We start from the raw sequence: 26,052 nt of genomic DNA on the forward strand, positions 1-26,052 counted from the left end.
CCAGCCCGCGGTCCATCGTTCGCAAATCAGGCTGGACTGCTAGGCCGCGGAATTCCAAACACTTGGCTTCAAACAATCGTAGCCTGCGGGGCCATCCAGCGGGTTCAATAATCAACACGGAGGCGAGCCAATGAAACGTCGTGATTTCCTGAAAGCATCGGGCATCGGCCTAGCCGCCAGCGCCACAGTCGCAGCGCCCGCAATAGCCCAGTCCATGCCGGAAGTTCGATGGCGGCTGGCTGCGAGCTGGCCTAAGTCGCTTGATACGCTCTATGGCGGCTGCGAGTATTTCTGTAAGCGTGTTGCCGAAATCACCGATAATCGCTTCCAAATCCAGTCGTTTGCAGCGGGAGAGATCGTCCCGGGTCTTCAAGTGCTCGACGCGGTCTCAAATGGCACCATCGAGATGGGCAATACAACGCTCTACTACTACTGGGGAAAAAACCCTGCCTTTGCATTCGCGACTGCCATCCCGTTTGGATTAAATACGCGTCAGCAAATTTCTTGGCTGTTGTGGGGCGGTGGCCAGGACCTCGTGAACGACCTGCTTAAAGAGTACAACGTTTATAGCGTCCCCGGTGGGTCCAGTGGCGCTCAGATGGGAGGATGGTTCCGGAAGGAGATCAAATCGCTTGACGACATCAAGGGTTTGAAAATGCGCATCGCTGGGTTTGCCGGCAACGTAATCTCTAAGGTTGGAGTTGTGCCGCAGCAGATTGCTGCTGGCGATATCTATCCAGCGTTGGAGAAGGGTACGATCGACGCCGCGGAGTTTGTTGGACCTTATGACGATGAGAAGCTTGGCTTTGTAAAGGTTGCGAAATACTACTACTATCCCGGCTGGTGGGAGGGGACGAGCCAGCTCCATAATATTGTTAATTTGGAGAAGTGGAATGCGCTGCCTAAGCATTATCAGGCAGCATTTGAGAGCGCGTCCCGCGACAGTTTTACATGGGTGACAGGCAAGTACGACGCAGCAAATGGACCTGCACTGAAGCGGCTTGTGGTGTCCGGCGCGATTCTTAAGGCATTTCCACCGGACGTAATGGAAGCAAGCTACGCAGCCGCCACCGAAATCTATACCGACTTAGCGAAGAGCAATTCTCATTTTGGGAAAATGTACGCGAGTATGACAGCATATCGCAGTGATGCTGTGGCCTGGATGCAGGTAGGCGAGCTGAGTTACGACAGTTTTATTGCCCGGATGCGCAATCGTAATTGAATCGGCCGCAGGTGAAATATTGGGGGCTGCTAGCCGATCGTGCTTAGGAGGACAGCCATTGCCTGGTTGGTGGTTCGGGTTAGATAATCCTGACGAGGGGCGCGTCGTCGTCGTCTAGGAGACCAGGAAGAGCAGCGCTCGCTAGGGATGTAACTTGTTGCCACGCGACGATCGAATTGCGCCCGTGCTATTGCGTACGTGCAATGGTTATGCGTCGAATTCGTATCGAGTAGCTAGCGCCGGTCGGTCTCGATCCGTATGTGGGCTGCTAGGCCAATTTGAGCCTAACTGGGAGAATTCATACATGTCAGAGGAGTCGATGCACATTAGAGCTGCGACCGATGCGGACGTCGACGTCATATTCAAGGTACATAGAAATTCTGTGTTGACACTATGCCGGCAAGAATACTCTTCAGACCAGCTAGCAATGTGGCTAAACGGCCGCAATCCGAGCATTTATTTGGATGCTGTCAAGAAACGCGCGATTTGGGTCGCCGAAGATAAACGTGAACAGGTTATCGGCTTCGTAGAAATTGATGGTTTCGAGGTTACAAAACTATTTGTTGCGGGAGGCAACGCGTTCCATGGCGCCGGAAAGAAATTATTGCAACTAGCGGTCAGTCAGATTGCAGTAAGTGGGGCGGCGAAGGTGTCTCTAGAGGCAACACTTACGGCAGTGAAGTTCTATGAGAAATACGGCTTCCGCATAGTGGGGCAAGGCGTTTTCTCCAGAGGTAGCAACGCGATGAACCTCGAAATCGTAAAGATGGAACTGGACTTTGAAGGAGCAGCCCTGCCAGTTGAGAAGTTGATTGAAGAATAGTGGGGATCGGCTTGTGTAGCGATAGCGGCGCCTGCCGAGTTAGGCTCGGTACCATGCTGGCAATATTTCGGCACCTGACTTCAATATTGGCCATACGCTGGACGGCGTTTACCGGGCAGGTGACCTGAAATGTTGATCGCGACGGAGAAGAGAGAAAATTCCGCAGAGATGTCTGCCGAGCAATATTGCTAGCGCCCGGCTATTTGGGCAGGCAGAGAGCCATCGACGCCTTGAAACGGTCCATCACGACCAGGCTTTTGAAATGCTTGATGTTGTGGTTTTCAAAGAAGGGACGGCGCGATGCGACTGTGGCCTATGGCGCCGACGTTCGGGTGGTTCAGGGAAACTATGACGATGCGGTCCGGAAGGCCGCGGAATACGCCGCATTAAACGGCTGGCAGATCGTTTCTGACACCGCTTACGTGGGCTATACGGAAATCCCGCGCGATGTCATGCAGGGTTACGGCGTCGTCATGGAGGAAGTCTTTGAGTAACTTCCCGATGGTCTCGCGCCCACGCACGTTTTCGTCCAGGGCGGAGTGTGCGGTCTTGCTGCGAGTGTCTGTTCATATCTCTGGGAAAAACTCGAGGGAAGGGCGCCCGCATTCTTCGTCGCCGAGCCGGAAGGCCAAATGCCTCTTGCTCAGCGCGGAGGCGGGGCAGCCTGTCCCGGATCACGGTCCTCTAGACGGGATCATGGCAGGGCTTGCCTGCGGTGAGGTCGTTCTGCTGGCCTGGGACGTGCTCGACGACGGCGTCGACGGCTTCGTCGTGATCGAAGATGAGGCGGCTGCCGAATCTATGCGACTGCTGGCCGACTTCCGATACGGCGATCAGCCTGTTGTAGCTGGAGAGTCAGCCGTCGGGTCTTGCGGCAATGCTGCTCATCGCGGGCGACGCGCACACGCGCACCGCAATCGGGCTCGGTCGAGATAGCGTCGTTCTGGTCGTCGGCACCGAGGGCGCGACCGACCCCGCACTGTACTCGCAGATCGTCGGGCGCGTGGCCGAGTCCGTCGCATCTGACTGGTCATCATCCGTTCAATCGCTTTCCACGGTCTGAACCGTGGGGCGCCGTCGCAGTGGGCGCTTCTCCGAAGATTTGTGGCGCCCGCATTTGAGCGGGCACTTCATCCAACCTGCGCTGATGGGTCGAAAAGCTGAACTTAGCCCGGTAGCTGTGTTCGGTCAGACTAAGTCTGACCGACTGAAGGGCCAGGTCTTGCGCCAACAATGATGGACGGTGGCGGACTGCGTACGACGGTTACGGGAAGCACGCCGAACATGGCTCCTGCTCAGTTGCACTTGCGGATTGTGAGAGTGTTGAGTAGAGGAGGCCAGACACGGCGGTAATCATCGGATTGGGCCGGATGCATTTCCTCGTTGGCGAGGGTGGAGATGGTCAGGCAGTCGGACGATAGGAGCAACGTCAGAACGGAGGAATGCCTTCGTCTGATGGCGGCATTCGTTGCGCTCAAAGATCGAAAGGCAAGGGCAACGCTAGTAAAGCTTGCCGAAGAATATGCTGCCTTTGAGTCCGATAGCCTCTTAACTTTCGTTACCGATCGCAAAAACGACCGCTAATCGACGCGCCGCCTGATCTGCTGGATGGGGCCAATCGACGTACGATCAGCCTCGGCATCGTTGATCCTGGCAAGAAGATAAACCAGTGTTCAGCCAGGGAGCCGCGCAGGATAGCTTTGGCGATGTTCCCCCGAGCATATGGCTCATGCTGCACGGAGAAGCATTGATGGCAAAGTACCTTGATTCCTCGCCTATGCAAAGCGCACCCGGGGTTCGTCCCAGTCCTCCAAATATTTAGCGGTGCTCAATTTCGAAAATGGAATAATTGAAATCGACAATCACCCGCTTGTAACCACTACGTGGATTCATCAATTTGGGCGCCTGCGAAATAACGTCCAACTGTCTGATGGAAATCCATGGCGAGGATGCGTGCTATCGATGCGGCGGTTCGTGTGCTCGAGCGAGAGGGAATAACCCAAGCGTTCGGCGTGCCAGGAGCCGCAATCAATCCGTTATATTCTGCGCTCAAGCTGCGTGGCTCAATTGCTCATATCCTCGCGCGTCATGTCGAAGGCGCCGCGCATATGGCGGAAGGGTACACGCGGGCGAAGGCAGGCAATATCGGCGTCTGTATCGGAACGTCCGGCCCAGCTGGTACGGACATGATTACTGGGCTTTATTCAGCCATAGCGGACTCCATTCCGATCCTCTGCATCACCGGGCAAGCACCGAGGGCACGCATTTTCAAAGAGGATTTTCAGGCGGTCGATATCGAATCAATCGCCAAGCCGGTGACGAAGTGGGCCGTTACTGTGCGGGAGCCGGCATTAGTGCCGCGAGTATTTAGTCAGGCCTTTCACATTATGCGATCAGGGCGCCCCGGTCCTGTTCTGATCGACTTGCCGCTTGACGTACAACTTGCGGAAATTGAGTTCGACGATGAGATCTACGAGCCCTTACCGGTCTACAGGCCCTCAGCGACCCGCAAGCAGATCGAGAAAGCGCTCGAGATGCTCAACGCGGCGGAACGGCCTCTGATCGTCGCTGGTGGCGGTGTCATCATCGCTGATGCATCGACGCTGCTCGTCGAATTTGCGGAGGTGGCCAATGTCCCGGTGGTTCCGACCCTGATGGGCTGGGGCGCAATCCCGGACGACCACGTGTTGATGGCTGGAATGGTTGGCCTTCAAACGAGTCATCGCTATGGCAATGCCTCGCTGCTTGAATCGGACTTCGTGCTCGGGATCGGCAATCGTTGGGCAAATCGTCACACCGGCTCGATCGATACATATGCCAAGGGTCGTAAGTTTGTGCATGTTGATATCGAACCGACACAGATCGGCCGCGTATTCGGTCCCGATCTGGGTATCGTTTCTGACGCCAAGGTGGCATTGGAATTATTAGTTTCGGTTGCCAAGGAGTGGCGCAAGGCTGGAAAGTTGACCGAATGGCAGGCTTGGCCAGCGTCATGCCAAGATCGCAAGCGGTCATTGCTGCGCAAGAGCCATTTCGACAACGTGCCCATCAAGCCGCAGCGTGTCTATGAAGAGATGCGCAAGGCCTTCGGGCGAGATACCTGCTATGTTAGCGTCATCGGCCTTTCGCAGATCGCCGGCGCTCAATTTCTCGGCGTTTATCATCCCCGCTATTGGATCAACGCTGGGCAAGCAGGGCCACTTGGCTGGACGCTTCCCGCTGCACTTGGGGTGCGGGCCGCCGATCCGAATCGCGAGATCGTCGCCCTATCGGGGGACTATGATTTTCAGTTCCTGATCGAAGAGCTCGCGGTCGGAGCTCAGTTCAAGCTGCCATATATCCACGTTGTCGTTAACAACGCATATCTCGGGCTAATACGTCAGGCACAGCGCGGCTTCGATATGGATTATCACGTCCAGCTCTCCTTTGAGAATATCAACTCGCCTGCCGTTGGTGTCTATGGAGTCGACCATGTTGCCGTAGCCGAGGGGCTCGGCTGCAAGGCTATTCGTGTCACCGATCCAAATGAAGCGCAGGCCGCATTCGCAAGAGCACGCGCGCTGATGGCCGAATTCAGGGTACCCGTGGTCGTCGAGTTCATTCTCGAGCGCGTCACGAATATTGCGATGGGTACCGAGATCGACAACATCGTCGAGTTCGAGGAGGTTCTCGATGTTCCGCTTGATGAGAGTCCTATAGCGGGATTGGAGCGGGTGTCAAAGAAGCGCGAGCGGGTCTGACGAGATCTGCTTCAGCCCGCGAGCAGCCAAATCAATGAGGAGGATCGTGTGCCGCGCTTCGCTGCGAATCTTACAATGATGTTCACCGAGATCGCGTTTCTTGACCGCTTTCGTGCGGCGGCAGATGCAGGATTTTCCGGTGTCGAGTATTTGTTTCCTTATGCGTTCCCCGCAACCGATTTGGCAAGCCGTCTCAAGGCGAACAAACTGGAGCAAGTGCTCTACAATCTGCCGGCGGGAAACTGGAACGACGGCGAAAGGGGCATTGCCATCTTCCCGGACCGGGTCGAGGAGTTCCGCGACGGTGTAGCTACCGCTATCGAATATGCCAAAGCGCTCAACTGTCGGCAGGTGAACTGTCTTGCTGGCTTGGTTCCCAGCGAGGTCGATGCAAGTAAGCTGCGCGAGACATTTATAGCCAACCTCAAGTTTGCGGCCGCAGCGCTTGAGGCTGAGGGAATCAGGCTGTTGATAGAGCCAATAAACATACGGGATATCCCGAAGTTCTATCTCAATCGTACTGAACAAGCACTTGCGATCCAACAGGCTGTTGGATCGGACAATTTGTTCATTCAATACGACATTTATCATATGCAGATCATGGAGGGCGATCTGGCGAGAACGATCGGCTCCAACATAAGCCGGATCGCGCATATACAAATCGCCGACAATCCAGGACGACACGAGCCCGGTACGGGCGAAATCAACTATCCATTCCTGTTCCGCCATCTGGACGAAATCGGCTATCGCGGTTGGATCGGCTGCGAGTACAAGCCCAAGACAACAACGAAGGACAGCTTGGGCTGGCTGGCGTCATACTCCGAACGCGGATAAGTAACCCTCGGGAGAAGCTCTCAATGACGAACGTAGGATTCATCGGCCTCGGAATCATGGGCTGTCCCATGGCCAGCCATCTTCAAGCAGCTGGCCACCGCTTATTGCTGCGTGATGTTGCTCCTGTTCCTAAGGAGTTGATTGCGGCAGGCGGAAAGGCGTGCAAGTCCGGAAAGGAAGTTGCGACGCAATCCGACGTTATCATCATCATGGTTCCGGATACCCCGCACGTGGCAGCAGTTTTGTTCGGCGAGGGTGGGGTGATGGAGGGGCTCACGGAAGGCAAGGTCGTGGTCGACATGAGCTCGATAGCGCCGCTTGCTACCAAAGAATTCGCGGCCAAAGTCAATGCTGTCGGATGTGAATATCTCGATGCTCCAGTATCGGGTGGCGAGGTGGGTGCCAAGGCGGCCGCCTTGACCATCATGGTAGGCGGCTCTGAGCCGACTTTTAACCGCGTCAAGCCGTTGTTTGAGTTGATGGGCAAGAACATCACGCTCGTGGGTGGGAACGGAGATGGACAGACAACAAAAGTCGCCAATCAGATTGTTGTCGCGCTTACTATTGAGGCCATCGGCGAAGCACTGCTCTTTGCGTCCAAGGCAGGAGCAGATCCCGCGCTGGTCCGACAGGCGCTAATGGGCGGATTTGCCTCGTCGAAAATACTCGAGGTGCATGGCGAGCGCATGATAAAGCGGAAGTTTGATCCCGGTTTTCGCATAGAGTTGCACCAGAAGGACCTCAATCTCGCGCTCGAAGGCGCGCGGAATCTTGGCATCTCGCTGCCAAATACGTCTATGGCGCAACAGCTATTCAACGCCTGCACCGCTGATGGCGGTAAGGGTTGGGATCACTCCGCAATGGTGAAGGCCTTGGAAATCATGGCGCGCCACGAAATTGGGAGCGGAGTGGGCAAGCGAGCGTCATGACCGTCGATTATCGCAGCCTGCTTCTTAAAATGTTTCGCGCGGCCGTAGATGCGGCAGCGCCGGCACGGTGTGTGCCCGCGCACCTGCCGTCAAGACCGAAGGGACGTACGATCGTAGTCGGAGCCGGCAAGGCCGCTGCGGCAATGGCTGCAGCGGTCGAGGCAAATTGGGACGGCCCGATAACTGGGTTAGTCGTAACGCGCTACGGTCACGCCGTACCCTGTGAGCGAATTGAGGTCGTCGAAGCGTCGCACCCCGTTCCGGACGAGGTCGGCGCGGACGTTGCAGCTCGCATCCTTCGGCGAGTTGGTGGCCTCTCAGCGGATGATCTGGTGCTGGTGCTGATGTCCGGCGGCGGTTCGGCGTTGCTCGCGCTACCAGCTGACGGTATTACTCTTCAAGATAAGCAAGCGATAAATCGTGCGTTGCTGGCCTGTGGTGCCGGTATTGGCGAAATGAATACGGTGAGGAAGCACCTCTCGGCCATCAAGGGCGGCCGGCTGGCGGTCGCCGCAGCACCGGCTCGCGTGATGAGTCTAGCGATTTCTGATGTTCCCGGCGACGACATTTCGGTTATCGCGTCCGGCCCCACCGTACCCGATGCTTCGACCCGGCACGATGCTCTTGCGGTGCTGTCAAAGTACCGCATCGCGGTGCCGCCGTCGGTTTCTGCCCATCTTGGCGATCCGGTCTCAGAAACACCGAAGCCAGGTGACCCCCGGTTCGGGCACGTCGTTAACCGACTCGTGGCCACGCCGCAAATGTCGCTCGAAGCGGCTGCACGAGTGGCTCGTGATGCTGGGATTCCTTCATTGATACTCGGTAGCGCGATTGAAGGCGAGGCCCGCGAGGTCGGCATTGTTCACGCGGGCATAGCCCGGCAATGCAGCGAGTGGGGACAACCGATGGAAATACCTTGTGCAGTCATTTCGGGAGGCGAGACCACCGTTACATTGCGAGGCGGCGGACGCGGTGGACGCAACGCCGAATTTCTCTTGAGCCTCGGCATCGCCGTCGACGGCAGGTATGGCCTCTGGTCGCTAGCCGCAGATACCGACGGCATCGATGGAAGTGAGGACAATGCTGGCGCAATTCTGGCGCCTGATACTGTGGGTCGCGCTCGTTGCGTTGGCGTCGACTGCAAAGCGCGTATGGCCGACAACGATGCGTACACGGTATTTAAGGCGCTAGACGATCTTGTCGTGACCGGGCCAACCCGTACTAACGTGAACGATCTCCGGGTGATGCTGGTCACAAAGAGGAGTTGATTGTGCGCCGCAATCGCAAGAGCAAGATCGTTGCAACGGTCGGGCCTAGTAGCGCATCGCCGGAGATGCTTCGTCGATTGTTTGTCGCTGGTGTGGATGTATTCCGGTTGAATTTTAGTCACGGAACGTGGGCGGACCATGGCGCTGTCGTCGAGAGCATTCGGGCGTTAGAGAAAGAGTTCAATCGGCCGATTGCGATCTTGCAGGATCTGCAAGGGCCGAAAATTCGCATTGGCGTCATTCCTGGTGGTCCGCGGCGCGTTGATGCTGGAGAGGTGCTGGGGTTTGCTTTGGAGCGGCCGGCTAAAGCAACCGATATTCCGCTACCACATAGGGAAATTTTTCAATGTATCACGCCACAGCAAGATATCTCGATTGACGACGGTAGGTTACGAGCGCGAGTCGAACACATCGACGGAGATCGCTTTGTTGCCAGAGTACTCGCTGGGGGCATGCTTAGCGATCGCAAGGGCTTCAATATGCCCGGTGCCGTTTTGGGCCTTTCAGCTCTCACCGAGAAGGATCGGGCGGATCTTTCTTTCGGTCTTGAGCTCGGTGTGGACTGGGTAGCGTTGTCGTTTGTGCAGACAGCAGCCGATGTGATCGAAGGTCGTGCCCTGGTCGGCGGCAAAGCGGCATTGATCGCAAAGATCGAACGACCGTCGGCCCTGGCGAACATCCAGGACATCGTCAGACTGTCGGATGGCATTATGATCGCGCGCGGAGATCTCGGTGTAGAGATTCCGGCGGAGGAAGTACCGGCGCAGCAAAAGGAGATCATTCGGCAATGCCGCCTGGCCTCGAAGCCGGTCATCGTCGCGACTCAGATGCTCGAGTCAATGGTAAATGCTCCCGCGCCTACGCGCGCTGAATCTTCCGACGTCGCGACCGCGGTTTACGACGGCGCAGACGCCGTGATGCTTTCGGCTGAGACCGCATCAGGCAGCTATCCGACTGAAGCCGTTGCCATGATGGATAAGATCGTGGGCAGAACAGAGATTCACGAATTTTATCGGCGCATCATTACGGCCATTGAACCTGATGTCGAGCAAACGCCGCCGCATATGATCGCAAGAAGTGCCAGCGAGATTGCGGATCGGCTCGATGCGGCAGTCATAGTGGCGTTCACCAGCAGCGGCATCACTGCGGCACGCATTGCCCGGCAAAGACCCGCGGCGATGATTGTTGCGCTTACACCTCATAGATCGGTGGCACGCCGCCTATGCTTGTTCTGGGGCGCTCACAGTGTGCTGTCCGCGGACATTCGGAGCTATGAAGAGATGGTGGAGCGGGCCAAGCGGGCAGCGCTTGATGAGGGGTTCATCTAACGGGGACATCGTCGTGGTTGGTGGTGTGCCATTTGGCGAGGCGGGGACTACAAACAATCTAAGGGTCATAAAAATCGGCCGCGGGGCCGTGCCATAACACTTCGAGCTCCCTTTTTAGAGCCAACCTGAAGCACTGCAAGAGGAAAGTGCTGGGAGAAGGGCGCCAGCGTGCATCGAGCCTACGGATGGTATGATCGGAGAATGCTACGCTCCTTGACGGCCGACTTGGCCCAGGAAAGTCCTAGCGTGGTGGATGCTCCGTGGGTAACTCGACGAAGCGCCTAGTTCTGTGAGGTGACCCAGAGCAGCAGTCTATTGTTGGTCCGATGCCGCTTTGTGCCTTCTTGGGGAGGTTGAAGCATGCGGCTTCGAAAACAAGTCGGAGCCCTATGTGGCACCGCAGCACCCGCTTGCCGATTGACATACGGCCAACCGGCGAACAGTTTCGGCGCGGATGAAGGCTCGGCGGTCCAGTCAGACATGCTCCTAGCCACCATATGCATGTGGCCTCGCCAGAGAGTTGGGCGACGGTTGGAGAACTAGCTGTCATGGACCATCTGGCCAGTATGCGAATACTTACCCGTGTTGTCGAACTCGGGAGCTTTTCGCGGGCTGCTTGCGACATGCAGATATCTCAGTCAACTGCCACCAAGCATATCGTTTGGCTGGAGACGCATCTTGGCGCACGTCTGCTAAACCGCAATACGCGAGGTATCAGCCTCACCGAGGAGGGAAGCGTATACTACGAGCGCTGTAAGACCGTGCTCAAAGAAGTTGACGACGCTGCGATCCATATCCGTACTCGGAACCAAGCGTTGTCTGGTACGCTTCGCCTCTCGACGTCTATCGCGTTTGGACGAAACGTGATCTCGCCGATGCTGATCGAGTTCATGCGAGAGCATCCAGATCTCAAAGTCGACATGACCTGTGAGGATGCGTACATCGATATTGTGGCCAGAGGGTTCGATGCTGCAGTCCGACTAGGGCGGCTAGTTGATTCCTCTCTTGGTGGACGTTACATCGGCAGTAATCCGTGGGTGATGATCGCCGGAACAGGTTATCTCGATGGCCGTAACCGTCCTCGTTCTCCGAATGAGCTTCTCAAGCACAACTGTCTGGTCTACTCGAGTGTGCAAGGAGATGCTGTGTGGCAGCTCAGCCGGCAGGGCAGTGAGACGTGCTCTATCGTTGTGCATGGCTCACTACGCTCGAACAATTTGTCGACGCTGTTGTCAGCTGTGCAATCAAATCTCGGAATCGCGATTGTCCCGCGGTATCTGGCTTCGCCTGCTTTGAAGTCGGGCAAGGTGGTGCCAATCCTCGAAGACTACGCATTGCCTGAGCAAGAAATTCACGCAGTGCTCCCGTCGCCAAAGTTTGTCCCGCAACGGGTCGCGGCCCTGATCAACTTTCTGATTCCGAGGTTCAAGGGTCCTTGGTGGAAATGAAGATCTGCCAGGTTGCGCAACCCCGACGCTTTGAGAAGCGCGACTATTCTTCAGTCGAATAATTGATATCGACGAGCTGCTAGTAGCGGTTGCTTTGCTCTGTTGAACAGTCCCCGCGGGGCGGTGCCGGCGATACATCTTCCAAGTCTTTGCGGTCGTCATCACGCATGCTCATCGGCATTTCAAGAAACTCGATCATTATTCAAAGACGCCGCCGTTTTCTTGCGGCAGATGAAGCAATTAGCGGCTTAGCCAAACGCTCCAGAATGTCGGCTTGCTGCGCGATGTTGCAGCGCCGGCCTTAGTTTCACTCGCCATTCAGGGCGCTGCAAACTTGCAGCTCGTGAGAGCGTGGCTCAAATAGCAAGCGAAGGGCCAGACACAATTGTACGCAATTTAGAATCCAGTTGTGGCCTCCAGTTGGATGCAGTATTGTGTCCAAAATAATAACGGGCGCAAAAGCCGCCGCATCACAGGAAACGCGATCGAGAGGGAAAACCAATGGGCTTTAGGAAATCTGCGCTAATCGTAGCGGCCGGCTTGTCCTGCATTGCAACAACCGATAGCCAAGCTGCCGATTGGTGGCCTGCAAAGGTATACGACCAGGGAAAGGGCGGCGCCGAAGTTGAGTATGTGCCGCTTCCGAAGGCTGAGAAGCAGTGGAACCTTTGTGTCCTCTTTCCTCACGTAAAGGACAGCATCTGGGTTGCCGCGGCCTACGGGGTTGTTGAAGAGGCGAAGCGACAGGGGGTCAAAATGACCCTTTTTCAGGCCGGGGGCTACGATAGCCTTCCCAAACAAATCTCTCAATTTGACGATTGCGTCGCAGCCAAGGCGGACGTGATCATTACAGGAGCGATCTCCGAAGCGGGGATGGCTAAGAAGTTTCAAGAGGGGCTCGACAAGAGTATCCCCCAAGTTGCGCTGATTAACCCGGTAGCAAATGCTCCGGTAACAGCAAAAGTGTCGGTGGACTACCCGACCATGGGGGGGCTCGCAGCCCAATATGTGCTCGATAATTTGCAAGGCAAACCGGCGCAGGTCGCGACGTTTCCTGGTCCACAAGGTGCCGGTTGGCCGGAAGCCTTCCTGAAAGGTTTCGAAGAGAAGCTGAACGGGACACCGGCGAAAATCGTCGACACGAAATGGGGCGATACCGGAGTCGCCGTCCAGCTAAGGCTCATTGAGGATTCTCTTCAGACCTACCCAGATGTGTCGGTCATCTGGGCGAACCCGCCTGCTATTGAGGCGGCAGTCAGCGCGGTGAACGACATCGGCAAGCGGGGCAAGATCGACTTGATCGCGGAAAACGAGAACCAGGCGATGCTAAATTTTCTTCGCACCGGTGATGTGAAGGGGTTTGCGACGCTTGCTCCAGTTCTCGAAGCGCGAATTGCCGTCGATACGGCTGTTCGAATCCTTGAAGGAAAGCCCTACGTCAAGTCTCCGATGATTGTGCCAACGATGGTGACCAAATCGAATATCGACAAGGTCAATCTCGACAACATCTTCTCGCCGGTCGATTGGAAGCCTGTTTACTCAGTGAATTGAGCGAGCAGCGACTGCATCAATCGGTGCAGTCGTCCGCTTCAGTTGATTGATAATTAGGAAGCTGACTGATGACAAATCTGACGAGCGCGCTGTCAGGTGCGCCTGTGCGGAATGACGCATGCCGCGGGCAAGAGTTGGTTCGTCTCACGGGAATCACTAAAAGGTTCCAGGGTGCGACCGCACTTGACGGAATAGACTTCGACCTTCGCTCGGGTGAGGTTCACGTTCTTTTCGGCGAGAATGGTGCCGGAAAATCTACGCTGATAAACGTCATCTCCGGAACGTTCTTGCCTGACGCGGGCTCATATTTTTACGCCGACGACGAGATCCGTAACCTGACTCCGGCGCATGCCCGAGCAATTGGCATCTGTCTCGTATTCCAGGAGTTCAGTCTCGTCAGCCAATTGAGCGTAGAGAAGAACCTGTTTCTCGGGCGCGAAATGACCGTCGGTCGCACTTGGCTGGACAGGCAGCGGATGCGCGGCATTGCCCTTGAGACGTTACGCAAACTCAAATTCGACATCGATATTGATGCTCTCGTCGGGAATTTGTCGCGTGCTCAGCAGCAAATGGTCGAAATCGCGAAGGCACTCCTAAACGAACCCCGAGTCCTAATTCTTGATGAGCCAACCGCCTCTCTCACTGAAGCTGAAACAGAAACACTCTTTGAGCTCATTGGTCGGCTGAAGGTGCAGGGGGTAGGTATCATCTACGTCTCTCATCGAATGCAGGAGATTCGTCGGCTGGCGGATCGAGTGACGGTTCTACGCGACGGAAAGAAGATCTCAACCGTCGAGGCATCGCAGGCGTCGGATGACGAGCTAGTGACCCTTATGACGGGTCGGCGAATCGAGCATCTTTTCCCAATTATTGAGCAGAATCCTGGGGCCGTGCGCGTGGCGGTCAAGAACCTTTGCTTGTCCGCTGGTGGGGTTACGAACGCAGAACTGGAATTGCGCTCCGGCGAGATCATTGGAGTCGGCGGCTTGGTGGGGAGCGGAAAGTCGGAGTTTGTCCGCGCGATCTTTGGTTTGGAGCCGATCCTGTCTGGTTCGATCCTTGTCGACGACGAAGTCATCTTGCAACCATCTCCTGCCCAGATGCTGGCCCGTGGGATCTGCTATTTCCCTGCAGATCGTGTTGCGGAAGGGTTGGCCTTGCAGAGGTCAATTCGAGAAAACGCATCTATCACCGCCCTCGATCTGCCCTCCTTCTCGAATGGCTGGTTCTTGCGAGAAAGCAGAGAGAAGGCCGAGATCGGAAAGATCGCAGCCGATCTCAAGATCAAGCCGAACCGCATAGAGATGGGCGTCGGGAATCTATCCGGTGGCAATCGCCAAAAAGTGGTCTTGGCGCGGGGGCTGGCTCGGCCGACGAGTGTCTTCTTGTTTGAGGAGCCAACCGTCGGCGTCGATGTCGGCGCAAAACTTGAGTTCTATCAGACGTTGAAGCGGTTGGCCGAAGGCGGGGGAGCGGTCCTACTTGTTTCGTCCGACTTGCCCGAGCTCCTTCATCTCTCGCATCGATTGCGCATCTTCAGTAGAGGCAAAATGGTTGCTGACCTCGTAGGACAAGACATTACCGAGAAGGCGGCACTGTCGCACTTTTTTATACGTCCCGAAGGGGCCGTCCAGGTGATTTCAGGGGAGATCGAGTGACCAGCACAGAACAACTAGAGACCCCGACAGCTCGGCGCAGCGTCAGGATTTCCGGGATCAGCCGAATTCCACAGGGAATCGTGCTTCCTCTTGCGCTTGTGGCGCTTGTCGTTGCGCTGGCGTTCTTTGAGCCGCGCTTCTTTAGCGCTGCAAATCTAGCGAACATCGCGCGGAACGCATCCTACCTCGCGATCGTCGGTACGGCGCAGATGCTGGTGATCATGCTGGGCGGGCTCGATCTGTCGATCGGCGTAACTGTAGCGCTTAGCAGCGTTGTCACGGCGATCACGATGAGCCATGGTCTAGCGTGGTGGCCAGAAAACGAAGTGCTGACCATTTTATTCGCTACCACATCCGCCTTGGGTGCAGCTGCTCTGGTCGGCTTACTCAACGGCATGTGTATCGCGCGCCTCAATGCGTCGGCCTTCATGGTTACGCTGGGGATGTTCTCAGTCGTTGGCGGTATCGCATTCTACCTGACCGCGGGTATTCCGATTTACGGTCTTGTACCCGAGTTCATACAAGGGTTAGGGCGCGGTACCGTCGCAGGGGTGCCCGTCGCTGTCCTTATTGCCATCGCTGTAGTGTTAACTGCATACCTTGTGCAAAACCACACGAGATTTGGCCGCCACCTCTACGCGATCGGCGGAAACGCGCACGCGGCGCGCGTCTCTGGTGTTCCTACCCAGCTGTACACGGTGATCGCCTACATCGTTTGCTCTTTGCTGGCAGGCGTAGCTGGCATCCTGATCACGGCGCGAATAGGTGCCGGCCAGGCGAACCTTGGCTCTGAATACATGCTGCAGAGTATCGGCGCCGCTGTGATTGCGGGGGTCTCACTGCGCGGTGGCGTCGGGCGCGTCGAAAGCCTTTTGCTGAGTAGCATTTTCCTCACGGTCTTTGCGAACGCGATGAACCTTAGTCGCATAGATAGCAAAATCCAGACGATCGTCTTCGGCGTTGTCCTTCTGAGTGCAGTGATGCTTGACCGTACCAAGCGCGGCGGTGGATCCAATGACTGACATGTCGATACAGCAGAAGGGTTATGGTCAGATGGTGGTGGCGGTGCGTTCGTGGGTGAGCGCTCCACTTGTGATTATTGTGGCTTTGACGATCTTGTTTGGCTGCGCACAGCCAAATTTTTTGACAATCCAGAACTTCGCAAACATCGCGATTCAGGCCAGTTATCTGACGGTATTCGCACTCGCACAAACATACGTAGTGATCGTAAGAGGGTTCGATCTCTCTCTCGGAACAAGCGTGTCGTTGATCAGCGTGGCAAGCAGTATGGCCATGATGTGGTCTCTGAAGCTGTCTGGGTCAGCTAGTGCGGCGATTACAGCCGGCGTTCTTTTTGCTATCGGGTTGGGATTGATGATCGGCGCAGTCAACGGATTTGCGGTGTCATATCTCCGCTTGAATCCGTTCGTTGTGACACTCGCAACGTTGAATATTTGCCTTGGCTTCGCTTCCACGATCTCCGGCGGATTCCAAATCTTCAACTTGCCAGATCTCCTCAACCAGCTTTTCTATCAAGCACGGCCGATCGGAATTCCTGCGCCGGCGATGGTGACTATTGTCCTGCTGGCGGCCTCTTATTGCGTCTTCCGCTACACGCGGTTCGGAAGGGCGCTCTTCTTCATTGGAAGTAATCCAAGAGCAGCGGAGGTCGCGGGACTTCCTGTTCGGCAGTTCCTGCTTCTTGCGTACCTGGTTTGCTCGGCACTGATTGCCGTCGGCGCCATTATGCTAACGGCGAGGACTGGTTCCGGAGAGCCGAACCTCGGCGGCAATCTGATGTTGGAGAGCATTGGTGCTGCGGTAGTTGGTGGCGCTTCATTGCGCGGTGGCAGAGGTGGAATCAGCGCGCCGCTGCTCGGCGGCATCCTAATTACTGTCCTGTCGAACGGAATGAACCTGACGCGGATCGACGGATATATCCAGCAAATCATTCTTGGACTGGTTATCCTGGCAACGGTCTTTGCCGATGCGATGCGGGCGGAGGCACGTTGATGAACTGATGTGTCCAAGTCGGCTCTGTTTGTGATCCAACTCGATGTCTTGAAAGAAGAAGGAACGGAATATGGCGAAAGTGAATATTGTGGGGTCGGGGCCTGCTGGTTGCATTCTGGCTTACTCACTTCTTAGGGATGGTCACAAGGTGACCCTCTATTCGGATCGGACGCCAGATCAGTGGTTGAATCACTCCGCGCCAACTGGCACCGCATATCTCTGGGGAGAGACGATCGACATCGAGCGGCAGCTCGGCATGGACTTTTGGTCGTCGGACATGTTCGGTGGCCATGGCGTCTTATTCGACCTGGCGGCCCACGTTGGCGATGCGAAGCCAAAAACCATGAAGGGGTTGTTCGAATACGGCCGTGAGGGGTGCGGGATCGACCAGCGCATGCGAGTGCACCGCTGGCTGGAAGATCTTGAGGGGAAAGGTGGCAAACTGGAGATCGAGAACGTTACGCCGGCGCGTCTCGATGCCATTGCTCTGACCGGTGACGTCACGATCCTGGCAGCAGGCAAGGCAGACCTTGCGAACGCGATTCCGCGTGATGCGGAGCGCAGCACGTACGACAAACCGCAGCGTAATCTCTCCATGGCCATCGTGCGGAGTAAGTCCGGACGTCACGTCCGCGAGTGGTTTTCCGATCGATGGAAATACGTGCCTACGAAGTTCGATTTCTTCGCCGACGCCGGCGAGTACTTCTGGGTTCCGTTCCAACACAAGACTGCCGGTCCCAGTTATGCGGCGCTGTTCGAGGCTAAGCCAGGTGGGCCTTTCGACCGGTTCAACGGTCTGAAGTCCGGCGAAGAAGTCACCGATGTGATCATAGACATTATGCGCAAGCACACGCCTTGGGAACGGCATATCGCCGACGACGTGGAATACATCTCCGAGGATCGACACGGCTGGCTGGTTGGTCGTTTTCCGCCCACGGTTCGCCAAGCATTTGGGCGGCTTCCCTCGGGCGGCCTTGTGATGCCGGTGGGTGATACGGCTATTGCCTTCGATCCAATTTGCGGGCAGGGGGGGAATTTCGCCAATCGAAGCGCAAAATTCATCGCCGATCGCATCACCGCACACGGCGACAGCAAGTTCGACGAAGTCTGGATGACGAAGGTCAACTATCTGCTTTGGGCCAAGTACGGAAACAACCAGTGCTTCTTCAATAACACGTTCCTCGAGAAGTTGTCGCCCGCGGCGCAGTTGGTCGTCGACACGAGCTGTGCAAATGATGACGCCGCTGATGCGCTGTACTATGGGTTTCCTCATCCGGAGACCATGGTGCCCGCGATATCCGATATGAAGGTCGCGCGCACTTTCGCGGCGCGGCACGGCTTCTCTCATAAGGATTCCGGCGCATGAGTGCCCAGGCGGGTGGGTTCAGAGAGGCTATGGCAAACCTCGGTGCGGCTGTGAACGTTGTCACGTCCGCAGGTGACGCCGGGCGCGTCGGGTTCACCGCGACGGCGGTGTGTAGCGTAAGTGACACGCCGCCCATGCTTCTCGTTTGTATGAATCGGAGGAGTGAGCAGAACAACGTGGTGAAGCAGAATGGAACGCTTTGCGTGAACACGTTGAGTTCCGATCAAAAGGACTTGTCGGCTGTCTTTGCCGGCATGACCGAGGCTAGATCAGACGATCGGTTTTCGAAGGCCGCTTGGAATACCCTCAAAACTGGAGCGCCCGTTCTTGAGCGGGCGCTGGCTTCCTTCGACTGCGAAATCAAGAACGTCATAGAAGCGGGCACGCACAGCATATTCCTGTGCGAGGTCCTTGAGGTCGCTGTCGAGAGCCAGGCGAAGGGGTTGGTCTATTTCCAGCGTAACTACCACACGCTGTTCGGCACGCCGGCTGCATCGGGTCGAGGATAAGGATGGAAAGAGGGAGCGACGCCGGAGTTGGGTCGTACGGCGGGAGAGTCGCGGACCCACGAAAAGCGGTCATCAGGCGTTCCCAGGCCGTCCCCACATCGGAAATTTGCTCGATAGCGCGAAAATGACCGAGTCAAAAACCAATAGAGGGGGAACTGAGCGAGAGATTCGGCGGAAGCTGCTGCAGGCCATCTTTGAGCAGCGAATGCCGCCCGGAGTGCGTCTGCCGGAAGAGGCGTTGGCCGAAACATTCGATGTTAGCAGGACTGTCATCCGGCAAGTAATCGCGAGAATGGCGCAGGATGGCCTGTTGATTAAGAAGTCGAATGGCGCCACGTGCGTTGCGGCGCCTACCAAGCAGGAGATGCGACAGATCCTGACCGTACGAAAAATGGTCGAACCAGAAATCGTCAGGGGACTAGCCCGCTCATATGGAGTGCTATCGTTCCAGGAATTGTCTGATCATCTGACGCTTGAGGATAACGCACGAAAGAAAAATGATCGTGCGACTCTCGTCCGATTGACCGGCGAGTTTCATCTGCACTTAGTTGAACTGACCAAGAACGAAATTCTTATAAAGCTGATCACCGGGCTTCAGGCTCTGACTTGCCTTGGAATTCTCTGCTACGCCGGAGATGACGATGCTTGTCCTGATGCAGACCATCGTCAAGTTTTTGATGCGCTCCAGTGCGGCAACGCTCAGGCTGCAGCCGACTTGATGCTGCACCACCTAAATCACATCGAGGAGTCGCTTTCACTGGAAGATGGCGCGCGCGAATTGACAGTGTCGAAGACGCTGGATTGGCTGAGCGTGAGATTCCGGGATGAGGTTCGAAGATAAGGCGGTAGGTTGCATTGACGACCTCTGGAGACGCATCGCATGAAGAAGACTTCATATCAAGCGCAGTGCCTGGAAGGCCTGTCCGGTTCTTTGGGACGACCGTCGGTCGTTACCATTGGAACATTCGATGGCCTGCATGCCGGACACCAGGCCGTATTGGGAGCGGCAATGGGCATTGCTGCTAGCAGAAGCCTCCGATCGATCGCGATAACTTTCGATCCCCGGCCTGAGACTGTTTTGTCTCCCAATACAGCATTGCCAGACGTTATTCCCGTGTTCGAGCGAATAAGACGTATACATTCATTCAAATTCGATGAAGTTGTCGTTCTTAGGTTCACTCGCAAGCTGGCGTCTTTGCCGGGTGAGGCGTTCTTAGCTAAGATCGAAGCGCTGTATTCTATGCAAGTCCTGTGCGTTGGTGAGGACTTTGCACTTGGCCGTGGCGCATCGTGCAATATTGCAACAATGCGCGCGTTGGGCGTGGATGTTGTTTCAGTGCCGTTGGTCGCGGGCTCTGTTGCTGGCCAGAAGGCCAGTTCGACCAACATGCGCCGTGCGGTTGCGGAGGGAGTGGAAGCGTCAATAGCGTCGCGGTTTGCCTAGACACTTTTGACAGTGCTGGGCCGAGTGCGGATGTACTCCTGTGGCATTGCTTTCGTGTCTGTGCCGCGATCCGCGATCAAGATCGGCGTGCGCTGTCATTTTCTTAGTCTTGGCAGGGAGCGCCCGGGTCTGCCGATCATTGAATCGGCCTTCAAGAGCGCGCGAGTGAGGCTTCTCTTTGACCCAGCCACGTTAGGGCTTCGGAGATATGAAGCACCGGCTTCTCGTCTAGCTTTAGGTCTCTCTCGATATGCTCGAGGTGGCTGAGCATCAGGTTGGCAGCCGAGGCGCCATCCTGCTTCTTGATCGCAGTCACGATCCGTCGGTGCTCTTGAACCGGACAGCCATCGTCACCGTTTGCATAGAGCAGGATGGCGAGGCAGACGAGGGCTTGTAATTCTGTCATCAAGCGGATCAGGACTTGATTGCCGGTAAGACGGACCAAGTGCAGGTGGAATTCACCAGTGAGTCGCACGAGCGACCCACGGTCGCCATCCCTGCGGGCGCGGTCCTCGTCGTTTAAATGGGCCGAGAGCTCATCGAAACAAATATCCGCGGCTTTTGATGCAAGGATTTTCACGATTTCCGGCTCGATCATCCGGCGAACGACCATCAATTGCTGTGCTTCGTGTCGAGAAGGTGAAGCCACATGGGTGGCACCATTCGGAAGCTTGACCAAGATTCCGTCTTGAGAGAGGCGTGCAATCACCTGCCGGATGGTGGTCCGGCTTACATCGAAGGCCGAGGCCAGTGCTTCTTCTGTAAGCCGTGCGCCCGGTGGCATACGCTGTTCGAAAATGGCTTGGAGAAGGCGTGTTTGGATGCTCTGTTCCGATTGACCTCGTTGGCTTTTCCTCATGCAACTTATCCCGTCGGATACCGAGCGCTGCGCCACAGTCGGCATCATCTTCATGAAATCCAATAGCCCACATGTGCTGGCCTGATGCCTGAAGCGTATCCGTGCGCGGCAGGCCGCTTTGGGAAGAGGCCTGGCGGCAGGGTATGCAGCGCACTTCGGCGTATCGAACCGTAGAGTTCATTCCTTAAGCATTACGCAGAGGATTTGAGCAACCCACTGGTGATCGGAGCTGGGATGCAAAAAAGTGCTAAGACTTTTAGATAGTTAAGGGGCTCATCAAGTTCAGACATATTAAAATGGAGTACAATAATGTGCGCAAAAGTTGCAGTAATTGTTTCCAAAAGGTCGATCTGCATGTATACATAACGCGGAGCGCTCGCTCTGACACGTTGGCTAGCGCGCCGGGAATAGGGCAGCAGCCTAGTGGCGCGATGCGCGGTGAAAAGAGCGTCTGCGAACCGTCAAAAGTCCGTTCTTGAAAAGTCAGTCCAGTCTTGCCGGCCATGATTTCTCATCGAGCCGCGAACGTCTCCGATCGAGTTTGGCTGCGTGACGCAACGGAGGAAGGAATTCTGAGGTCGTCGGGACGGACCACAATAGCGGAGCTCTGCATTGCCTTTATGGGCGGCCGCCAAGGATCTGGGCGTGGAGTTCGGTTCACAGGGCTCTCCCGCTCACTCGTCGTTGCTCCGCTGGCAGGCCGGTTGTCTGCTCCTCCCTGACTTGGCCGTCACCGCATCGGTGACGGCCATTTTCGGTCAGTAATTCATCGGCTGCGCCTTCGCCCATAGGCGATAGGTTCGACTGGACCGGCGGGGCGCGACAATGCCGCGCCGCGCCCTCGATTCCGAAGGTGTAGTCGGCGCGGCGCTTGAGATCGGGTCGCAGTGACCTGCTATAGAAGTAGCGTTTGTCGAGCGGCGGAGGAGTTCACAGTCAACAAGCGAGAGGTAAGGCCGGCGCTATCTCAGCTTGCCGCTGACGCTCTGGACTGGTACGGCGATTGATTATGCACTCCAAGCGCGTCAGGAGGTAGGCCGGTTGAAACGAAAAAAAGATAATGCGAAACCGCCACGAGGACATCCTCAGGAGCAGATGCGGCGTCATTTCCTGCAGGCCGTCTTTGAGCAGCGAGTGCCACCTGGGGCGCGCCTGACGGAGGAAGCTCTCGCCGAGACCTTTGGCGTAAGCCGGACTGTAATCCGGCAGGTGATCGCTCGTCTGGTCCAGGACGGCATCTTGATCAAGCAAGCGACTGGGGCGACCAATGTCGCTGCCCCGACGCGAAGCGAGACCAAGAAAATGCTCACCGTCCGTCACATGATCGAGCCAGAGATTGTCAGGTCATTGGCGACGAGGTCGGGCAGCTTGTCATTCGACGCCTTGAAGTCTCATCTGGACAAAGAGGATCAGGCAAGAGCGGCCAGGGATAGGGCGACCCTAGTCCGCTTGGTCGGCGAATTTCACCTCATGCTCGCGCAGATGACGGATAATCCGATTTTGATCCGTCTGCTGACCAAATTGCAGGCGCTGGTCTGCCTCGCGATTCTGCTTTATGCGACCGAAGAAGATGCCTGCCCGAAGGGCGAGCACCGAGGAATTGTGGAGGCCATGATCGCGGGCGAAGGCGAGCGTGCTGCGGAGATCATGCGGCACCATCTGCATCATATCGAAGAAGATCTGCAACTCGACGAAATCCCGAAGGTTGATCCTCATCTCTCTGGTGCTTTACGTTGGTTGCGCGATCGATCTGTCGGATAGATGCTACAGCGCCATAGACACAGCACCACGGTCGTACATTGTTGATAAATTGCGCTGCTGCGGCCTCTGGTTCAGGATCCCGCGGACGAGCGCTCTTTCCGCTTAAGCCAGGTTAGGGCGTCGGTAATCTCGACCGCTGGTTTGTCGTCAAGCCGCAAATCCTTCTCAATGTGATTGAGATGTCCAAGCATCAAAGCTGCCGCTGAAGCACCGTCGTTCTCTTTGATCGCCGCGACGATCTTCCGATGTTCGTCGGGAGGGCAGGCATCGTCGCCGCTGGCATAGAGAAGGATCGCAAGGCAGACCAGCGTCTGCAATTCGGTCATCAGCCTGATCAAGATCTCATTCCCGGTCATCTGCGCAAGATGTAGATGAAATTCTCCAGTAAGGCGGACGAGCGTTCCACGGTCGCCGGACCGGCGCGCTCGATCCTCCTCTTTCAAATGTGCCGTGAGAGTTGTGAAGGATAGCGTCGAGGCGCTCGCTGCCAGCATCTTCACGATTTCTGGCTCGATCATTCGACGCACGGTTAGCAGTTGTTGGGCTTCATTTCGGGATGGTGCGGCTACATGCGTAGCGCCGGTCGGAAACTTCACCAAGATGCCGTCTTGTGCAAGCCGGGCAATCACTAACCGAATGGTCGTTCGGCTGACCTCGAACGTCGTAGCCAAAGCTTCTTCGGTCAAGCGCGCGCCGGGCGGCATTCTCTGTTCGAATATGGCCTGAAGGAGCCGCGTTCGAATGGCTTGTTCCGATTGGCCTCTCTGATTCTTCTTCATCGGGATGTCCCATCCAAGCAGCCTATTTTGAGCGGAGAACTCGCAATCCTGGGCAGCCTGCAATTACGTATAGGCAGGTGCGGCGTCGCACAGAAGGCAGGCACTTACTCGAAGAGGCCGTTTCCACTGTTTCTCGCGGCTCGCCGCGTGCGGTTGCATCTCGGCAAAGCCTGGCTGCACGACGCCCCGCGAGCCGCTCCCGAGCCTATCACGGGCATCAAGATAATCCTTTGGGCGGTCGGCGTCTCCTGATTTCGCAAAAATCTACGCAATATCAGTCGTGTAGATCATGGCATGGGGTATGCCTGTACAATATTGTGCACAATATTGTGCCCAGAAGTCAAAAAAAATGCTTCCAATAGTTCCGATCACGAGTATGGTCTCTAGAGATCGAGGCACCCGAAGTGGGGGAGTCTCGATTGGCCGCAGCGATCAATAGGACGCGCGGAAACAGGGATGAGACGTTCGATGGTTGGGCATGCATCAAGCGCCGGTGCGCGCGATCGCGTAGTCGCGGTCGGTTATCCCACGTTCCAGTTTTGGCAGTCGGCCGTTTTGCGGCCGAAAATACGCCGGCTCCGCCGTGCGGATTCGAACCGAACAATTTCTTCAGCTTGGCGTGATGCGATCTTTTCAAGCTCCGCACCCAAAGCGCTGTGCCTACACGAGAACCCGACTCAAGCAACAACGAGCCGACGACGAGGCTCTCGTTTGCTTGGGCGAGCTGCGGAGGTCCACGTTCGCTGACCAATCGAATTGCCGGACAGTTAATCTAAGCAAAGAGGAGGTGTGGTCTATGACTAGAATCTTGAATACGTCCGAAAATGATGCGCGTCGGAACGCGCGACGCTGGGCGGTTAGCTCGGCGTTGCAAGCGCTTGTGTTGGCGGCGACCCCTGTACTGAGTACCGCAGTACTCTCCCCTGCGTTTGCTCAAGGCGCAGCAAAGACTACGCTTGTTGTCGCGGCCCCGCGAACTCCTGAGTCGCTTGACCAGGAATATCCGCCGACTGAAGCAGTTCACGAAGTTCGCCGCAATGTGTATGAGCGGCTTCTCGGCTATGCACCGAAAGTTGTCGACGGCATTACCTATGAGGATTTCGACAAGATCGTTGGGACTCTCGCGGAGAGCTGGGACATCACACCCGACAAGAAGTCGATCACCTTCCATCTCAGGAAGGGCGTAAAAAGCTCGGCTGGCAATGAATTGAACGCCGACTCCGTGATGTGGTCGTTCGAGCGTGGCTGGAATCTGAAATCGAACTTCCACTGGTATATGACGCAGATCCTCAAGATCACCTCATTCCAGGACTCGTTCGCGAAGGTGGATGATTATACCGTCAAAGTCTCGATTCCGAATCCGTCGCCGCTCATCGATCGCCTCTGGGTCAATAGCGACCTTGGCATCCTCGACGCCGTTGAGATGAAGAAGCATGTCACGCCTGAGGACCAATGGGGCGGCAAGTGGTTGGCCTCACACTCGGCCTCGTATGGTCCTTACTATGTGACCGAATACAGCCCTGGCCAGCAGGTGGTCTACGAGGCAAACGAGAGCTACTATCGGGGCTCTCCGAAGATCAAGAAGATCATCTTCCGTGAAATGCCCACCTCTTCGAATCGCGTCGCTGCGCTTCAGGCGGGGTCGGTTGACGTTGCCGAGTACCTGCTGCCGCGCGAGCTTTCCCTTCTGGAAAAGGCGCCCGGTGTGAAGATCTGGAAAGTCTTCGGCAACTATATTCATCGCGCCGAGATGAACAACACAATGAAGCCGTTCGACAATCCCAAGGTTCGGCTTGCTCTGAACTATCTGGTCCCGCGGGATGAGATTTTGAAGGCCGTCTATTTCGGGACTGCCAGGCCAACCAAGAGCCCCATTTCGGAAATCTATCCGGGCTTTACAGATCAGTACTTCCACTTCAATTCGGACGTGGCCAAGGCGAAGGAGTTGCTGGCCGAAGCGGGCTTGAAAGACGGTTTCAAAACCGAGCTAGGCTATCGGACCGGCGACCAGATCGAGGAGGAGATCGCCGTAATTCTGAAGTCCGCCTTTGCCAAGGCCGGCGTCGACGTCACGCTGTCCAAGCTGCCGGCGTCCACCCTCGTCGAGCGCTACACCAAGGGAGAGATACCGATGTATTTTTTCCGCGACATGGCGATCGTGCCGGATGCAGCCTATGTCGCCAATTTGTGGCTGAACAGCGGTTCACTGATCGACTATTCGAAGTTCAAGAATCCGGAAGTTGATCAACTGATCAATGCCGGTCTCACGAGCGTGGATGAGAAGAAGCGCCTCGAGGACATGAAGCGGGTGCAGCAAATCACGGTCGAAAATGCCCCGTGGGTCTTCCTCTTCAATCCAGGTTACCAGCTCGCTACCCGCACCAACGTCAAGGGGTACTCCTGGTACACGCCCAACGGCAACGCTTGGTTTGACTTCTACAAAGAGTAAATCCGCTCGGCGGGAGCGTCACGACGCTCCCGCCTTTGGCACCTCGTGAACGAGAGCAAACATGCACCGCG

21 protein-coding genes and 1 pseudogene are annotated in these 26,052 nt (G+C 56.2%); 20 read left to right on the top strand and 2 right to left on the bottom strand.

What is annotated here, in order from left to right:
- Positions 1–130 precede the first annotated feature (130 nt).
- From dctP to M2427_RS28240, 18 genes and pseudogenes are all read left to right on the top strand, one after another.
- The gene (gene dctP, locus M2427_RS28155) at positions 131–1,222 is read left to right on the top strand and encodes a TRAP transporter substrate-binding protein DctP (protein ID WP_280710129.1); all 1,092 of its coding nucleotides are present in this window, start codon (positions 131–133) and stop codon (positions 1,220–1,222) included.
- Positions 1,223–1,526: 304 nt separating this feature from the next.
- Entirely contained in the window at positions 1,527–2,045 is a 519-nt protein-coding gene (locus tag M2427_RS28160) for a GNAT family N-acetyltransferase (RefSeq protein WP_280710130.1), read from the top strand.
- Between the two features lie 269 nt (positions 2,046–2,314).
- Positions 2,315–2,539, top strand: a complete 225-nt coding sequence (locus M2427_RS28165; protein ID WP_280710131.1) for a hypothetical protein — start codon at positions 2,315–2,317, stop codon at positions 2,537–2,539.
- 383 nt (positions 2,540–2,922) lie between these two features.
- The gene (locus M2427_RS28170) at positions 2,923–3,108 is read left to right on the top strand and encodes a hypothetical protein (protein WP_280710132.1); all 186 of its coding nucleotides are present in this window, start codon (positions 2,923–2,925) and stop codon (positions 3,106–3,108) included.
- Positions 3,109–3,985: 877 nt separating this feature from the next.
- Positions 3,986–5,785: a glyoxylate carboligase gene (gcl, locus tag M2427_RS28175; protein ID WP_280710133.1), complete on the top strand. Its 1,800-nt coding sequence runs from the start codon at positions 3,986–3,988 to the stop codon at positions 5,783–5,785.
- Between the two features lie 48 nt (positions 5,786–5,833).
- Positions 5,834–6,619, top strand: coding sequence for a hydroxypyruvate isomerase (gene hyi / locus M2427_RS28180; protein ID WP_280710134.1), 786 nt, complete (start codon positions 5,834–5,836; stop codon positions 6,617–6,619).
- Entirely contained in the window at positions 6,616–7,548 is a 933-nt protein-coding gene (locus tag M2427_RS28185) for a 2-hydroxy-3-oxopropionate reductase (protein ID WP_280710179.1), read from the top strand. Before hyi ends, M2427_RS28185 begins: the two co-directional genes overlap by 4 nt.
- Complete coding sequence (locus M2427_RS28190) at positions 7,545–8,816, top strand: glycerate kinase (protein ID WP_280710135.1); 1,272 nt, start codon at positions 7,545–7,547, stop codon at positions 8,814–8,816. The genes M2427_RS28185 and M2427_RS28190 overlap by 4 nt, the downstream gene beginning before the upstream one ends.
- A gap of 2 nt (positions 8,817–8,818) precedes the next feature.
- Positions 8,819–10,241 (top strand): annotated as a pseudogene (gene pyk / locus M2427_RS28195) (pyruvate kinase).
- Between the two features lie 451 nt (positions 10,242–10,692).
- Entirely contained in the window at positions 10,693–11,592 is a 900-nt protein-coding gene (locus tag M2427_RS28200) for a LysR family transcriptional regulator (protein WP_280710136.1), read from the top strand.
- A 501-nt stretch (positions 11,593–12,093) separates the two neighbouring features.
- Positions 12,094–13,143, top strand: coding sequence for a TMAO reductase system periplasmic protein TorT (torT, locus tag M2427_RS28205; RefSeq protein ID WP_280710137.1), 1,050 nt, complete (start codon positions 12,094–12,096; stop codon positions 13,141–13,143).
- Positions 13,144–13,211: 68 nt separating this feature from the next.
- Positions 13,212–14,801, top strand: a complete 1,590-nt coding sequence (locus tag M2427_RS28210) for a sugar ABC transporter ATP-binding protein (protein ID WP_280710138.1) — start codon at positions 13,212–13,214, stop codon at positions 14,799–14,801.
- Complete coding sequence (locus M2427_RS28215) at positions 14,798–15,823, top strand: ABC transporter permease (RefSeq protein ID WP_280710139.1); 1,026 nt, start codon at positions 14,798–14,800, stop codon at positions 15,821–15,823. Before M2427_RS28210 ends, M2427_RS28215 begins: the two co-directional genes overlap by 4 nt.
- Positions 15,816–16,814: an ABC transporter permease gene (locus M2427_RS28220; protein WP_280710140.1), complete on the top strand. Its 999-nt coding sequence runs from the start codon at positions 15,816–15,818 to the stop codon at positions 16,812–16,814. The genes M2427_RS28215 and M2427_RS28220 overlap by 8 nt, the downstream gene beginning before the upstream one ends.
- A 70-nt stretch (positions 16,815–16,884) precedes the next feature.
- Positions 16,885–18,180 (top strand): styrene monooxygenase/indole monooxygenase family protein, encoded by a 1,296-nt coding sequence (locus tag M2427_RS28225; RefSeq protein WP_280710141.1) that lies wholly within the window; start codon positions 16,885–16,887, stop codon positions 18,178–18,180.
- Positions 18,177–18,689 (top strand): flavin reductase, encoded by a 513-nt coding sequence (locus M2427_RS28230; protein WP_280710142.1) that lies wholly within the window; start codon positions 18,177–18,179, stop codon positions 18,687–18,689. Before M2427_RS28225 ends, M2427_RS28230 begins: the two co-directional genes overlap by 4 nt.
- A gap of 124 nt (positions 18,690–18,813) precedes the next feature.
- The gene (locus tag M2427_RS28235; RefSeq protein ID WP_280710143.1) at positions 18,814–19,530 is read left to right on the top strand and encodes a GntR family transcriptional regulator; all 717 of its coding nucleotides are present in this window, start codon (positions 18,814–18,816) and stop codon (positions 19,528–19,530) included.
- A 39-nt stretch (positions 19,531–19,569) separates the two neighbouring features.
- A complete protein-coding gene (locus M2427_RS28240; RefSeq protein WP_280710144.1) occupies positions 19,570–20,133 on the top strand; it encodes an FAD synthetase family protein in 564 nt (187 codons plus the stop codon).
- Between the two features lie 151 nt (positions 20,134–20,284).
- Here the strand turns inward: M2427_RS28240 and M2427_RS28245 are convergent, their stop codons facing one another.
- Entirely contained in the window at positions 20,285–20,992 is a 708-nt protein-coding gene (locus M2427_RS28245) for a GntR family transcriptional regulator (RefSeq protein ID WP_280710145.1), read from the bottom strand.
- Positions 20,993–21,964: 972 nt separating this feature from the next.
- Between M2427_RS28245 and M2427_RS28250 the strand changes: the two genes are divergently transcribed.
- Positions 21,965–22,753 carry a GntR family transcriptional regulator gene (locus tag M2427_RS28250; RefSeq protein WP_280710146.1) on the top strand — a complete coding sequence of 263 codons (789 nt, stop codon included), beginning with the start codon at positions 21,965–21,967 and terminating at the stop codon, positions 22,751–22,753.
- Positions 22,754–22,824: 71 nt separating this feature from the next.
- Here M2427_RS28250 and M2427_RS28255 read toward each other — a convergent pair whose 3' ends face one another.
- Complete coding sequence (locus M2427_RS28255) at positions 22,825–23,532, bottom strand: GntR family transcriptional regulator (protein WP_280710147.1); 708 nt, start codon at positions 23,530–23,532, stop codon at positions 22,825–22,827.
- 808 nt (positions 23,533–24,340) lie between these two features.
- Between M2427_RS28255 and M2427_RS28260 the strand changes: the two genes are divergently transcribed.
- The gene (locus M2427_RS28260) at positions 24,341–25,981 is read left to right on the top strand and encodes an ABC transporter substrate-binding protein (RefSeq protein ID WP_280710148.1); all 1,641 of its coding nucleotides are present in this window, start codon (positions 24,341–24,343) and stop codon (positions 25,979–25,981) included.
- The last annotated feature ends 71 nt before the right edge of the window (positions 25,982–26,052 follow it).

The organism is Bradyrhizobium sp. BR13661, assembly GCF_029892425.1.
Classification (GTDB): domain Bacteria; phylum Pseudomonadota; class Alphaproteobacteria; order Rhizobiales; family Xanthobacteraceae; genus Bradyrhizobium.